At 34.6% G+C, this 15,202-nt stretch carries 8 protein-coding genes and 1 CRISPR repeat array; of the genes, 1 reads left to right on the top strand and 7 read right to left on the bottom strand.

The annotated features are described in order from the left end of the window. Positions 1 to 4,328: direct repeats of the CRISPR family, unit length 36 nt; unit sequence GTTCTAATCATCATTGATCTAACAATCATCTAAAAC. Between the two features lie 30 nt (positions 4,329 to 4,358). The 5 genes from csn2 to JF75_RS01740 all read right to left on the bottom strand — a co-directional run bounded on the left by csn2 (position 4,359) and on the right by JF75_RS01740 (position 11,660). Further along, a complete protein-coding gene (csn2, locus tag JF75_RS01760; RefSeq protein ID WP_046331603.1) occupies positions 4,359 to 5,027 on the bottom strand; it encodes a type II-A CRISPR-associated protein Csn2 in 669 nt (222 codons plus the stop codon). Continuing rightward, complete coding sequence (gene cas2, locus JF75_RS01755; protein WP_045927545.1) at positions 5,024 to 5,329, bottom strand: CRISPR-associated endonuclease Cas2; 306 nt, start codon at positions 5,327 to 5,329, stop codon at positions 5,024 to 5,026. Before cas2 ends, csn2 begins: the two co-directional genes overlap by 4 nt. Beyond that, the gene (gene cas1 / locus JF75_RS01750; protein ID WP_046331602.1) at positions 5,307 to 6,218 is read right to left on the bottom strand and encodes a type II CRISPR-associated endonuclease Cas1; all 912 of its coding nucleotides are present in this window, start codon (positions 6,216 to 6,218) and stop codon (positions 5,307 to 5,309) included. Before cas1 ends, cas2 begins: the two co-directional genes overlap by 23 nt. Before the next feature lie 223 nt (positions 6,219 to 6,441). Beyond that, entirely contained in the window at positions 6,442 to 10,623 is a 4,182-nt protein-coding gene (gene cas9, locus JF75_RS01745) for a type II CRISPR RNA-guided endonuclease Cas9 (RefSeq protein WP_046331601.1), read from the bottom strand. 128 nt (positions 10,624 to 10,751) lie between these two features. Next, positions 10,752 to 11,660: an L-lactate dehydrogenase gene (locus JF75_RS01740; RefSeq protein ID WP_046331600.1), complete on the bottom strand. Its 909-nt coding sequence runs from the start codon at positions 11,658 to 11,660 to the stop codon at positions 10,752 to 10,754. Positions 11,661 to 11,847: 187 nt separating this feature from the next. Between JF75_RS01740 and JF75_RS01735 the strand changes: the two genes are divergently transcribed. Continuing rightward, entirely contained in the window at positions 11,848 to 12,789 is a 942-nt protein-coding gene (locus JF75_RS01735) for an aldo/keto reductase (protein ID WP_046331599.1), read from the top strand. A 60-nt stretch (positions 12,790 to 12,849) separates the two neighbouring features. Here the strand turns inward: JF75_RS01735 and rpoN are convergent, their stop codons facing one another. After that, positions 12,850 to 14,121: an RNA polymerase factor sigma-54 gene (rpoN, locus tag JF75_RS01730; protein ID WP_046331598.1), complete on the bottom strand. Its 1,272-nt coding sequence runs from the start codon at positions 14,119 to 14,121 to the stop codon at positions 12,850 to 12,852. 278 nt (positions 14,122 to 14,399) lie between these two features. Continuing rightward, entirely contained in the window at positions 14,400 to 15,170 is a 771-nt protein-coding gene (locus JF75_RS01725) for a class II aldolase/adducin family protein (protein WP_046331597.1), read from the bottom strand. Between the last annotated feature and the right edge of the window lie 32 nt (positions 15,171 to 15,202).

The following is a 15,202-nucleotide window of genomic DNA, read 5'->3' as shown; positions in this document are numbered from 1 at the left end:
GTTCTAATCATCATTGATCTAACAATCATCTAAAACGAAATTGGGATAGGTTTTTGCTACCTCTTTGTTCTAATCATCATTGATCTAACAATCATCTAAAACCCTATAAAATATTGCTTGCCGTTCATTTGAGTTCTAATCATCATTGATCTAACAATCATCTAAAACGAAGGATCGTTCTTTTTGATCGTCTTTTTGGTTCTAATCATCATTGATCTAACAATCATCTAAAACCTGCAAAATAAGACTAAATCGTGATGCCATGGTTCTAATCATCATTGATCTAACAATCATCTAAAACAAGATCAATTAGCCAAATTGCAAGGTGATGGTTCTAATCATCATTGATCTAACAATCATCTAAAACATATTCAGTTACTAATATTTTTATAAAAATGTTCTAATCATCATTGATCTAACAATCATCTAAAACATAGTTTGGGCGGTAATGTCCTTTGCGTTGGTTCTAATCATCATTGATCTAACAATCATCTAAAACAATAAGTAGGTCTTGATAACTAGGTGATACGTTCTAATCATCATTGATCTAACAATCATCTAAAACTTAAAGTGATCTCAACTTTTACGCCAATTGGTTCTAATCATCATTGATCTAACAATCATCTAAAACTGGTCACCTGATGACAAAACACAATCAGAGGTTCTAATCATCATTGATCTAACAATCATCTAAAACAATGATATGCATACTCTTCTTATTTTGCTAGTTCTAATCATCATTGATCTAACAATCATCTAAAACGGCGCCGGCGAGTTCATCATATGGAACAATGTTCTAATCATCATTGATCTAACAATCATCTAAAACATAATATTTGCCGTTTGCAAAATTGCCGTTGTTCTAATCATCATTGATCTAACAATCATCTAAAACTGGACTATCTCACGATTTTAACACCAAAGGGTTCTAATCATCATTGATCTAACAACCATCTAAAACGTAAGCCAGTCCATGATGGCGATATGACTCGTTCTAATCATCATTGATCTAACAATCATCTAAAACAATGTATTAGCGACAATCGTATTGAGTAAAGTTCTAATCATCATTGATCTAACAATCATCTAAAACAGAATACAATATTCTGATAAAGCGGAAGAAGTTCTAATCATCATTGATCTAACAATCATCTAAAACCAAACTATCAGCCTTATCTGCACGTTGCTTGTTCTAATCATCATTGATCTAACAATCATCTAAAACATCTATACCATATATTAGAACGTCAAAAGAGTTCTAATCATCATTGATCTAACAATCATCTAAAACCCACGTTTGCCCTGCCACGAAGTCATCATTGTTCTAATCATCATTGATCTAACAATCATCTAAAACACGTAATTCACGATATACATCATCATCTAAGTTCTAATCATCATTGATCTAACAATCATCTAAAACTACACGCGAGGCGAACGCCTCCACCGTTTGGTTCTAATCATCATTGATCTAACAATCATCTAAAACAAGAGATGAACGCTAAAATTGAAGAAGAAAGTTCTAATCATCATTGATCTAACAATCATCTAAAACAAAGAGTTCAAAGCTAAGGCAAAAGCTGGTGTTCTAATCATCATTGATCTAACAATCATCTAAAACCTATCTATATTATAGTACAATGTAGATACAGTTCTAATCATCATTGATCTAACAATCATCTAAAACAGTTAATAGTGACGCAATGAGTCCTACCATGTTCTAATCATCATTGATCTAACAATCATCTAAAACTCTTTTGTTTTCTCATCAGTTGCAGTATACGTTCTAATCATCATTGATCTAACAATCATCTAAAACACAGCTTCAGACAATATCATTCTGTTATAAGTTCTAATCATCATTGATCTAACAATCATCTAAAACCCAGACGCAAGTCAATATCAACATGACCGTGTTCTAATCATCATTGATCTAACAATCATCTAAAACTTTACATAGTTTTGTATAGTTTTTGCGGTAAGTTCTAATCATCATTGATCTAACAATCATCTAAAACCCATGTTGGTATGTAAAATTGAATGTGCCCGTTCTAATCATCATTGATCTAACAATCATCTAAAACTCATTGTCTGTTAAAATAACGGTTAACGTAGTTCTAATCATCATTGATCTAACAATCATCTAAAACTCGTGGCTGTTATGAGTATTATACTGACTAGTTCTAATCATCATTGATCTAACAATCATCTAAAACGGATCTAGGTCTATTAATAATGTATTTTTAGTTCTAATCATCATTGATCTAACAATCATCTAAAACAGACCTTCAACGACAAGGAGATAAGGATTTGTTCTAATCATCATTGATCTAACAATCATCTAAAACACCACTAGGAGCAATGGTAGGCTCACAAATGTTCTAATCATCATTGATCTAACAATCATCTAAAACAGGTTGCATCCCAACTTTGCGCTTTGTCGTGTTCTAATCATCATTGATCTAACAATCATCTAAAACTAATCTTTTTACCGCAATGCTTACAAAAGAGTTCTAATCATCATTGATCTAACAATCATCTAAAACAATAATATTTGATTATAGAAAGAAGAGTGTGTTCTAATCATCATTGATCTAACAATCATCTAAAACGGCTTCAGTTATTATGAAAACGTGGAAGAAGTTCTAATCATCATTGATCTAACAATCATCTAAAACGTCCCCACCAACATTTAATGAAAGTAATGAGTTCTAATCATCATTGATCTAACAATCATCTAAAACCACTAGTTGGTACCTCAAAAGTAGTTAAATGTTCTAATCATCATTGATCTAACAATCATCTAAAACCATTGGCCGTACAACTGTTGCAATGCAAAAGTTCTAATCATCATTGATCTAACAATCATCTAAAACCTAGTTCATCATTTTTATTATAATCTAACAGTTCTAATCATCATTGATCTAACAATCATCTAAAACCTTAAAATTAAAAGAATGGATTGCATTATAGTTCTAATCATCATTGATCTAACAATCATCTAAAACTAAACGTGAGTGATCAATAACACATGCTCTGTTCTAATCATCATTGATCTAACAATCATCTAAAACAGGACAATTATCAAAAGGCTTTAACTCAGCGTTCTAATCATCATTGATCTAACAATCATCTAAAACGCTAAATCAATATCAACATCATTAACCCATGTTCTAATCATCATTGATCTAACAATCATCTAAAACTTAAAATAACGGCTTGTCGTTGTTGAGTAGGTTCTAATCATCATTGATCTAACAATCATCTAAAACTGCTCTTACACGATAGAAACCATATCCCATGTTCTAATCATCATTGATCTAACAATCATCTAAAACCTAGTTATTGACGCTTGCATGTCAGAAATAGTTCTAATCATCATTGATCTAACAATCATCTAAAACTAAACATTGTGCCAGTCTGTGGGTTTTTGAGTTCTAATCATCATTGATCTAACAATCATCTAAAACCCCTAATCAAGCTCAGTTTGTCTTACAAAGGTTCTAATCATCATTGATCTAACAATCATCTAAAACCGGTAAATATGGTATATCTGATTTGTTTTCGTTCTAATCATCATTGATCTAACAATCATCTAAAACTTAAGTAAAATATATTATAATTAATGTTGTGTTCTAATCATCATTGATCTAACAATCATCTAAAACATACAGAATAACTTATAAAGAGAGAAATTGGTTCTAATCATCATTGATCTAACAATCATCTAAAACTGTAAGTCTGTACCGGAAACTTTGACGTTAGTTCTAATCATCATTGATCTAACAATCATCTAAAACCAGAAACCTTATCTCACATGGAAGGCGCCAGTTCTAATCATCATTGATCTAACAATCATCTAAAACTGTAAAGGCTCATGCTAAATACGAGGGAAAGTTCTAATCATCATTGATCTAACAATCATCTAAAACCATGTTTTCACGCTTTCATTAATTAGCTAAGTTCTAATCATCATTGATCTAACAATCATCTAAAACCACTGGCACTACCTTGCATAGAAGTTGCATGTTCTAATCATCATTGATCTAACAATCATCTAAAACAAGGTCCTGTGCTGATTGTTGCTCTCTTGGGTTCTAATCATCATTGATCTAACAATCATCTAAAACGGCTCTCGTATAAGTCTTCGCCTAACTCATGTTCTAATCATCATTGATCTAACAATCATCTAAAACCTAAGTTTTTACCATTGAAAATCAACTGATGTTCTAATCATCATTGATCTAACAATCATCTAAAACTAATTCTTCCACGATATTTTTTAGATTGTTGTTCTAATCATCATTGATCTAACAATCATCTAAAACCGATGTTTTATAATCTGATTTTAATTTTTGCTAGTACCAATCGATTAGATCCTTATCAATATAGTAAAAAGGTATGTCTTTAGATATTGCCAAATTTTCTCTTGTTGTGAATTCAATTACAACCAAAATTAAATTCATTTCTGTGACAAGACTAGCTAACTCTTGCCATTCCTGCTCTTCTAAGTAATGAGCTACATTACAAATAACAGGAACTGATTTTAAATTACACGTTTGGTGAATTTTTAAAACTGTTTCTATTATACCATATGGACTGAGCAACATTGATTTATCTAAATGAATTTCTGTAAATTTAAGTAATTTTTTTAAGTCTTCATCAAAATTAATTGCTAAAGGCAAGTCTTCAAGTAAAAGTGAATCCTGCAAGGTTGACTCTAAATTATAAAAAGACTTAATCACTTTATTGCGATTTTCCTCGTCTAAATTTTTCAGATAACTACTTACAATATGGGGCATATACTTTTTAGTAATATCCCCACTAAGCATTGGATCACCAATAAAATCAAAAGTTTTACTTACATCAAGGGGACTATAATCATCCTCTGAACAAATTAACAGCTTGTTTTTTCCTTGAAAGCCTTGAATTATATCACGGTAAGCAATTGAACTTTGTAAACCAATTACTTTTATTCCAGGATCCTTAAATACCCATTTTTTATGAGTCGCATAAGTTAAAATCATAAAATTACCGTCCTATCTGATGTATTACGCACATCGTCAATTGGCTTACCGACTAAAAAATGCATGTCATTATATTGCTTTTCAGTAACCATTAATGACTGTACTAGGCCTCCGCGAGGCAAGAATTTTCTAATACGATTTTCCAAAAACTTAGCGGTTTGTCTGGTAACACAGACTCGCACATATACTGAAAATTGCACCATTAAAAAGCCCTCATTAATCAACTTTTTATGAAATTGGCGATATTCTTTTCGTTCTTCAGCTGTCTCTGTTGGTAAATCAAACATTATCATTAAGCGCATTATTCGGTACCTCATTAGTCAAACTCATCTCCATTTCTGGTAATTTTTTACTTTCTCCACTAAGAAACTTTATACATTCTCGTACATAAACCGTAATAGCATTGGTCAAAAGCGTCTTTTTACCATTAAACTTAATTTCTAAACTTAAAAGTTCAACTAGCCCATACTTAATATCAGGCGTTAATTCCTTAATCTTTTCGTGGGCCTTAACCCAATAATCTACAAATGGTCGAAAGGGTTCCATTAAGTCCGAGGCCAAATTAAACTGGTTTTCCTGGGAACAGTGATGAATGCCAAAATATGTCAGATAGCCATTCATCGCAATTTCTCTATTAAAGCTTGAAAGCAAAATAGCATAACCATAATCCAATGCTGCATTAATGGCACTGGTATCACGCCTAACAAAATTCTTATCAAATAAAAGCATAAAATATTTACGGGCTGCAATTGCCTCTCGGTTGCTTTCATCATTAATTTCTAACTGGTCCAGTTCACTCTGAACCTCGTCCTTATTCAAATGATAATTAGCTAAAACCGCAATCTGATTTTTGATCTTTTGACTAACTATCTTTGTCCACAACACCTCTTTTAAATGTTCATCCCAATTAAATTGTTGCGTTAATTTAGCCATATTCCTTGTTCCCGGATAATAAACAGCTGTTTCAACGATAGGATTACCTTTTTCATCAACAAATATAATTTTGGTTTGATTTTGCGCCAATTTACTAATGAGGGCGCTGGTAATCACTGCCTGTGTCGTTGAAACGAGCAATAAATTAATATCCTCAATTGGTATTTGGTTTATGCCATCACGAGTTTGTACAATCATCATTTGCATTGAATAAGTCAATTTAGCATGCTGCGTGATGATTACTGATCTCCATCCCATATTTCCTCCTTGTATTTTTAAAAATAAATGTTATACTATAGTTGTTGGTTAGCTACCAACGATCTAATCATTATTGATCTAACAACCAGATTTAAAATCAAACAATGTATCTTTTAGATACGAAGTTTCAACGCGGTTATTACCGTCCTGCCTCAGCTCTATAGCGGAGGTTTTTTTATGCACAAAAATAGGGAATCGGATTATTTCGCTTCCCTATTTTAGTTTACAAATCAGCTATCTTAACCCGTTTTTCAAAAAGACCAGTTGGTGACTGGAAGATTAATACTGCTTCTGGTGATAATGTAATACCAGACTTTTCTTGCATTTGTCCTAGAGGTGTCCCAATTCCAATGTTTTTCAAATTACCTAATACCATATTATCATGTAAGCCATTCAGAATATTACTTAAAGTGATTTTTTTATCATTAACTTCTAAATCAATAAACTTGTTTCTACCTAAATGCAAACCATTTCTAAAATTGCTTGTATCAAATAATGATAAATAACAATCAACTTTTTGCAAAATCTCATCATATGCTTTTACCAATAATTTATCTTGATCCTCACCCTTTTTCAAATTGTCGGTCACTATTCGCATAGTTTCCTGAGAAAGGGCCAATTGCTTGGCATTAGTCTTGTATTGAGCAGAATATAACATAAATTTTTTGTCACCGTCTAAGACAACTTGCTTAAAAGGTACATGATCTTTAATTACTCTGAATCCTTTAACACCACGCTTAGGCTTACCATTTTTATCAAGCATGATCTGGGGCTCAAGCACTTGGTGGAGTTCTTCCTGATAATTTCCTTGTTTTTTAGCCTGGTTTAATCTTGTAAGAGCGCGCATCGGAACGCCAATAACTTTATAAATAGATTCTTTTGCCTTATCAATCTTGACAATTACCATATATGCATCAGTATTGCCGCTGTAACCACCGTAAATTTTCGGATCGAGTCCATTACCTTTAGGAATCAGCTTTCTAGTTTTTTTACGATCACGCTCTCCCCGAGGGAAAATAGTCATTTTGAACATACTGCTGCTTTCGGTTGTGGTTTCTCTTGAAACTAGCATGTATTTATAATTGTATGCTTTACGTAATTTATCAAAAATATCAGGGTGCTTATAAAAGACTATTCGCTCACTATTATTTTCTTTAATTTCTTCCGGAGCTTTACGCTCAGAATTATCCTTTTGCAATAATGGCCACATAAACGTAAAGCCCTTGAAGTGTTTAATCAAATCTTTCTGCAAGTCTGGGTCTTGACTGAACTTTTTATACTTGCCATAAACAAAGTATGGCCGATACTTAGGATAAACCTGGTACAAAAAGTTGCCACAAATAATCGAAAGGTAGGCATCAATGGCGTGATGATAGTCATTGACATCACGACTCTTATACAAGTTTAGCCGTTGACGCAAAGCCGAATTATCTCCAGCTTTAACAGTAATAATTTCTGCATCTGGATATTTATTTTGCAAAATAACTGAGACTAATTTAACTATTTGACTTGTTTCTACCAATTGTCTGTTAATAAAACCAGATTTTTGAAATTTATTTAATCTATCTGGATCAAGCAGCAAATTACCTAATTTATGTTTATTAATAATGCCAGCCTTTTGCCAGTGTTTCCACATTTCACCTACCGTCATCTTCAAGTCTGAAACGTAATTATTGGCAAAGCGCTTATAAGGCACATCATCTGATTTTTCTGCATTTAGCGGAGTAGCAGTTAGTACTCTGTTATCAAAAGAATCATCTTTAATAAATGACTGTGGCAAAATATGATCGATCTGATAATTTGTTGTTACTTCATCAATATTGATTTTCTTACCAGTGTATGCATCACGACCTGTCTGCATAAAGTACAAGAAGTACTTATCTTTAAGCAATTTACGGCTGGTCATCGCTTCCTTTAAACTATCAGTCAGTTTCTGATCTACTAATTCGCCAGCAGTTTCTTGGTATGCCTTAAGCAATTTAGTACCACGAATATGGGACAATTGTGGATTTTTATCAGGATCACGTGTAAATTCAATCGCAAATTGTGCGGGTTTCTTACCACCAGCTGCTTTTACAACGTCAGCTACTACTTTGACAACCTGCCTAATAGCTTTTTTGTTAGCAGGAGAGGTATAAGCATCAGCCAGAATCTCCTCAACACCATTTACTTGAGTAACATTTTGGTTTTCCTTAGCAATTGCATCTTTAAAGTCTGGTTCAGTCACAATTTGCATAAAGTTCTTTTGGCTATCCCAAAGTTGCTCCATAATGTTTTGGCCATTTGTATCATGTAATTCAACTAGGAGCCTACATGATAATCTGCCCCAACCTTGCAAACGCCAAGTCGAAATTGCCTTAAATTGTTCAGGTGTTAGCCACTTAAATTCAGCATGCAACTTATCTTGGTATATCTTTTTATCTTCAAAAATAGACGAATACTCAATTATTTTTTCAAAGTCTTTTTGATATTGGGGATCTGCTAATTCCTTATCAAACACGTGCAAGCTTTTGAGGTGATAATAACTCGCCAGACTTGAATTAAATTTAGTTGGATCTGCCAACCCCTTAATTTCCACAGTTGGCAAATGTAGATTTTGCTTCAAATAACTTGTCAAGGATTTTTCTGTGACAGTTTTCTTTTCTTCAAAAAGATCATTGAAAATTTGTTGCTTAAGGTCAATACTGATTCTGCTACCATTGATTCTGATATTATTAAGCTCATTTAAAACTTCAAATCTTTGATAAAGCAAACTATTAGCAGGCAAAACATCTTCACCTAAAAGATAAGTATCCTTAATAGTCATGCGCTTAATAAACTTGTTGGCGGATTCTTGCCGGTCTACTTTTTGCTCAAAATTCCACGGGGTGATTTGGCCATCTTCTTTTCTGACCATCCAGGCAAAACTTTTACCGGAAGTCTTTTCCTGTTCATCAGGGGTAATCATCGGGCCCACGTAATAAGGAACTCTGAATCTGACCAATTCATCTAACTTGTACGGTGCTTGTTTACGGTGATCTTCTACCGGGTTTTCTGCAGCTAAGAAGGGATAATACTTACTTTGATTAGCTATAATCTTATCCAGTTCAATTTGATGCAGCTGAAACGGAATTACGCCATTACTATTTGTCCGCTGTTTAGGCATGAAGTTGTCTGCTGCTATTTTTTGCGCGATCTTGCGCGCCAGCTCAGAATCATCCAGATTATCCTTCACAGTTTTGTAAAAATCTTCTTTAGTTAAAGTGCCATCCTGCTTAAATTCTGTTTTGGCTTCCAGCAAACGACCATGTCTATTATTAACGTATAAATCATAGGCTAACAGCAACTTTTTAGCTATACTGCGATCCTGCAAAGTGTCGATATACGCTTTTAACAACTTATAATCTTGATGATGCTTGTTGTACTTGGCCACCATTGACTGTGATAAACTCTTGTTTTCATCAACAATAGTACTTAAGGTAATCGCACTAAACAGCTTTTTAATTTCAGCAATAATAGTCTGATCATTTTCATCAAGGTCTGGCAGTAAAGCCTCAAGCTTATCATCTGCATCCCCATCAGTCAGTTTGAATTCCCATTGCGCCTTGTCGCTTTTATCTATTTCTTTACCTAAGATAGTTTCAAATTGCGTTTTGTAACCCATAACGGCATTAGCAATTTGCTTGGCCACATTTTTCTCTTCTTTTGCTGTTGAATCTGTTAATAACTTGGCAATTTTCTTGACCTTGTCCATCTTATAAAGGGTTTTATCCGCATCTTTACCGCGTATAACAGCCTCAATCTCAGCAGCGTTTGCGACATTTAGTTCAATAGGGTCTTGATCTTCAACTATCTTTTCCGCAAAAGCGCCGTTGATTTTCGATAAAATAGGACCTACTTCAATTTTGGAAGCTTCAAAGTCTTTAACAGGTGTATCTTGTAAAAAATTCCCCCGAAACTTAACAATGTGGTGGATGGCTAAAAATATTTCCCGCAAATCAAATTGACGGTCTTGGGTCATCAATGCGTCACGCAAATGATAGATCGTAGGATATTTTTGATAAAATGCCTTATCTTCCTTAGCTGTTGGAAACACAATCGCATGATACTTTTTCCTGCTTTTATCTAATGGCGAAACCCATGATTGATGCAGGCGCACAAAGAATCCCGGATCTACCTTAGCCATTGGTTCCGCAAAAATCTCTTCCAAAAGTCTTAAGCGCCACTTTCTACGCTTAAGACGTCTTCTAGTAGTTCTAAAGCCGCGCCGATCAGCAGCAGTATGACCTTCCTCAAATAAATGTGAGCCAATTGCTGTTTTTCCTCTGAGCTTTAATAAATTATTTTTCTTATCAGTCACGGCCCAGCCGCAAGAGTTGGTCCCGATATCGAGACCTAAAATATAATCTTCAGTAACTCTTTTCATCTATTTTCTCCTTTATTTTTTATCATTACTATAAGAATACCCCTTATAAGAAAATAATTCACTATCTTTTTTATATAATAAAAAAATGATGATCTTAGTGACCATCATTTTTACTAAATAAACTAGAACTATTTGTTTGCTTTTTCTTTAATTGTTTCTGCAGACGCCTTTAATTTCTTTTCTTCTTCATCAGTCAGTGTCAATTCAACAGTTTGGACAATACCATCACGACCAACAATAGCTGGGTAAGATAAGTAAGTACCATATTTTTCCTGGTAATTTGAAACTGGCATTTCAGTGTGAGCATCACTTTCAATAGTTTCTACCAAACGAGTCACAGCAGCTGAAATACCGTAGTTAGTATATTGCTTACCCTTATAAACTGTTTGACCACCAAACTTAATTTCATCGTTTAAGTCTTCAAGCTTAAGGTGTTTTGCTTCAGCTACTTCAGTAATTGGTTTTTCCAAAACTTTAACGGTTGACCAAGCAGTAAATTGTGAATTACCGTGTTCACCCAAGTTAAAGCCTTCAACAGAACGAGGATCTACATTCATTCGTTCACCAACAGCACGCTTCATACGGGCTGTATCTAATAGAGTACCGGTGCCAATGACATGCTTGCGCGGTAAACCAGTTAGCTCTTGATACATATTAGTAATTGCGTCTACTGGATTGGTAATGGCAACCAAAATACCATTGAAGCCACTCTTCTTGATTGACTCCGCAATGTCTCCAATCCGCTCACGGTTATAATTCAATTCTGCAAAGCGCTCGCCGCCTGCTTCCAACTCAATATTTCCAAAAGCACTAATGACAATGTCTGCATCCTTGAGGGCGGAATAATCATTGATCGTAATAGTAGTGTGATGCTTCAAATTTGCCATCGCGTCTTGAAAATCAAGCTGATCTGCTCTAACCTTTGCTTCATTAACATCAATCATAACGAGGTCATCTACTAAACCCGTTAATATTAACTGCTGCGCTACCGTACTGCCAACGTGACCGTCACCGATAACTCCTATTTTATTACTCATAATTTTTCCCTCCTACTTGTTTTTCAAAATTATGTAATTTCTATTATATACAAAATAATGATAAAAATAAAATTATTTTTAAAAAAATATTAGGCTTTTTGCTATTATTGCTAAATATAAATTAAAACTCACTCATTTTTTAAATTTCTCTTCCAAGAAAGCGTATACTAAAGAAAGGAGGTACATTATGAGACAAATTAAAATTGGCAACACCAACTTTTCTGGTTCAGCTATTGCACTCGGAATTATGCGCATGAATAAATTGACAGTTGATGAAGCTGTTAAGGTATTAGAAACTGCCCATGAAACTGGTATTAACTATATTGATTCAGCTGATGTTTATGGTCATGGTAAATCTGAAGAAATTTTCGGAGAAGCATTGCAAAAATCATCCTTAAAACGCGACGATTTTTACATTCAATCTAAGACGGGGATTTATGAAAATCCTAAATTGGACTTCAAGACAACCAGGTACGACTTTTCTAAAAAATATTTGATTAATGCCGTTGATGGTATTCTTTCCCGAATGAAAATTGACTATCTAGACAGTTTGCTGCTCCACAGACCAGATGCTTTAATGGATCCAGCTGAAGTTGGCGCTGCCTTTGATGAATTGCAAAGAGACGGCAAAGTGCGGCACTTTGGAGTTTCAAATTTTAATCCGATGCAAGTTGACTTATTACAAGCGGGAGTCAGTCAAAGATTGTTAATTAATCAATTACAACTAAGCGTTATGCACACTGGTCCAATTGATTTCAATATTCACACCAATATGACCGATAAGCGCAGCATTGACCACGACCGGGGCGTTTTAGACTACTCACGTTTACACAACATGACTGTTCAGGCATGGTCACCTTTCCAGTATGGTCAAATTGAAGGCAACTTCATTGGTAACCCTAAGTTTCCAGAAGTCAACGAAGCTTTACAAAAAGTAGCTGATCAAAAAGACGTTTCTAAAAATGCAGTTGCGGCTGCCTGGATTTTGCGGCACCCGGCAAATACACAGGTTATTATTGGGACTATGACGCCAGCTCATATCATTGACAGCGCCAAGGGTGCAGACATTTCCCTTACAGCTCAAGAATGGTATGACATTTATTTAGCTGCCGGTAATGATTTGCCTTAAAATTAGCTGATAACACAAAAATCCTAACGCAATTTTACGTTAGGATTTTTTTTGCCAATATTAATCAATTGACTTGGCTTTTCTACTATAACTATTCGGTATATTGAGCTTTTTACGATATTTAGCAATCACTCGCCGACTTAAAGTCACATCATGTTTGGCAAAAATTTCTACCAGTTGCTGATCACTTAAAGGAGCACGGGCATCTTCTTTTTTTATGATCTGTTGCAAGTCGTATTCTATGCGCGCTTGAGATAAATCAGTCGTTACTTTACGTGGGAAAAGTATCTTTAAACTGAAAACTTTATTCTGACACTGGACGTATTTATCTTTAATGGCTCTGCTAATTGTACTCGGTGCTAGGCTCAATGCTCGTGCAGTTTCTTTTAATCCGAGCGGCTTTAGTTCCTGCTTTTGCATTGTAGTTAAAAACGCATGTTGAAACTGGCCCACATATTCGCCCAGTCGCATGATAGTTTTCTGACGCTCTGCAATTGCACTTTTCATCTCAAGGAAACGCTGCTTTTGCTCAGAAAAGTACTTATTTTCATCTGACTGTTCTTTAAGCTCATGATAAGCTTTTTCATCAAAAACCATCTCTGGTATTTGCGTTTGAAAATTTTCTACCGTTATGCGTCCATCTGTTACCTTGTAAATCAAATCGGGTAACAAATATTGAACATTACTGTCGACTACATAATCGCTAGCTGGTGTAGGATCCAATGTTTGGATGCTGGCAAGGGCATCATTTAATTCGGATACTGAAAACTTGGAGTGAGGCCATTTTTTAGGGTCAGCTAGCATTTCCAACTGATTATTAAGCAAAATTTCAAGGGCTACAGGATTAAAATTGTCTTTTTGTGTTGCCTGAAGTGCTAAACATTCTGCCAGATTCGCAGCTCCGATTCCACATGGATCAAGACTTTGAAGCAGGCTTTTTGCCCGTAGTAATTTTTCAAGCGTAAACTCAGTTTGTTCCGCAATTTTAGCCAAATCAATTCTCAAATAGCCATCTTCATCAAGATGGTAAATCAAAGCCTTGACTGCGCCTTTTTCCCAAGTGTGCCAGTCACTTAAATCCACTTGCATTAATAAATGGTCTATTAAATTTTCTCCTTCAGGCGAGCGCAGCCACTCCAAATTCTGCATCTCGCCCTTAGGCTCTTTCAAAGTCACAAAGGGATTGCTGGCACTCATTTCTTTCATGGCGTTTATTAAATCATGAGTGCTGTAAGAAAGAACGGTTAAGTTCTGCTTTAATTTTGGTGACAAAAAAAGCCGTGTCACTAACTGCTCTTTCGGCTTTAATACCATTTTTTGCAATCGTGTCATCGGCTTTTCCTCCTCTTATTTAAGAATGATTGTCTATTTAATTATACTACACCTATCAATCCTAAAAAGAGTGACAATACAAATATACCTAACATGACCCAATTAATGTTTACCCTTTTGTTGTTTCCATTTTTCCCTTTCTGAAATGACATCTTATTAACCAAAAAACCTGATCAAAATGATCAGGCTTACACAAAAATCTTGAATAATAGTTGCATTCAACGCAAAAGTATTATATTGTCAAAGTGGTCAAACTTTGTAAGAAGGGTACTATTTATTTAGTCACCCTTTTTATTTTGCGTTGTTTTTTTATTATAGAGGGCTTTACCAGCTTTAACATCTTCCCAAGTCCCAATTTTGGTTCCTTCTGAGTAATAACCGTCTAGCACACCTATTTGTTGGAAAACAGTCTGCTTATAAGCAACTTTAGCATTATATTCGGTAATATCAACATCTGCTAAAGATTTATGCAGAGCAGTCAATGGATCCATGTCCTTACCACCGGAGGTAAATAAAGTACCGTGAGAATTTAAAATGAATCCATTTCTTAAAGCTTTAGCACCTAATTTCTTTATTTCAGCGGAAACATATTCTGCCAGTTCTTCAGTACACATTGGATGCCAATTTAAAGTGCGAATCTCTTTTAACTTCTGAGTTGCTTCGGTTACATTTGGCATATTTAAGCCACTAGTACCCCAGAACATACATTGATCGGCATGTGAGTGAAAAACACACTTAATTTCAGGATTAGCATCATATATTGCTTCATGCATATTAATTTCTCTGGTAACCTTACCGGTGCCAGAAATCACTTTACGTGTATGAGGTTCAATGACAAGAATTTGATCTGCATTCAAGTAACCCATATAAGCTTCTGACATCATTGTTGGTGTCATCACATAAAAGAATTTTCCAGTTTCATCTTGAACCTTAATACTGATATTGCCACCAACAATGTTAGTGTCTCTACGTTCCATTACTTCACGGACAACTTTTGCTAAATCATTTCGTTCGTATTCAAATGGAATTCTTCCTGCAGGATATTTCATAAATTATTTTTCCTCCTCATTTTATTTTTAGT

Source organism: Lactobacillus kimbladii (assembly GCF_000970755.1).
GTDB classification, from domain to species: Bacteria; Bacillota; Bacilli; order Lactobacillales; family Lactobacillaceae; genus Lactobacillus; species Lactobacillus kimbladii.
The sequence above is the reverse complement of the archived record's forward strand: the minus strand, read 5'-3'. Positions and strand labels throughout refer to the sequence as shown.

Coding starts and splice junctions, on each gene's coding strand:
- csn2 (WP_046331603.1), bottom strand. CDS start 5,027: ATGATTTTAACTTATGCGACTCATAAAAAATGGGTATTTAAGGATCCT.
- cas2 (WP_045927545.1), bottom strand. CDS start 5,329: ATGCGCTTAATGATAATGTTTGATTTACCAACAGAGACAGCTGAAGAA.
- cas1 (WP_046331602.1), bottom strand. CDS start 6,218: ATGGGATGGAGATCAGTAATCATCACGCAGCATGCTAAATTGACTTAT.
- cas9 (WP_046331601.1), bottom strand. CDS start 10,623: ATGAAAAGAGTTACTGAAGATTATATTTTAGGTCTCGATATCGGGACC.
- JF75_RS01740 (WP_046331600.1), bottom strand. CDS start 11,660: ATGAGTAATAAAATAGGAGTTATCGGTGACGGTCACGTTGGCAGTACG.
- JF75_RS01735 (WP_046331599.1), top strand. CDS start 11,848: ATGAGACAAATTAAAATTGGCAACACCAACTTTTCTGGTTCAGCTATT.
- rpoN (WP_046331598.1), bottom strand. CDS start 14,121: ATGACACGATTGCAAAAAATGGTATTAAAGCCGAAAGAGCAGTTAGTG.
- JF75_RS01725 (WP_046331597.1), bottom strand. CDS start 15,170: ATGAAATATCCTGCAGGAAGAATTCCATTTGAATACGAACGAAATGAT.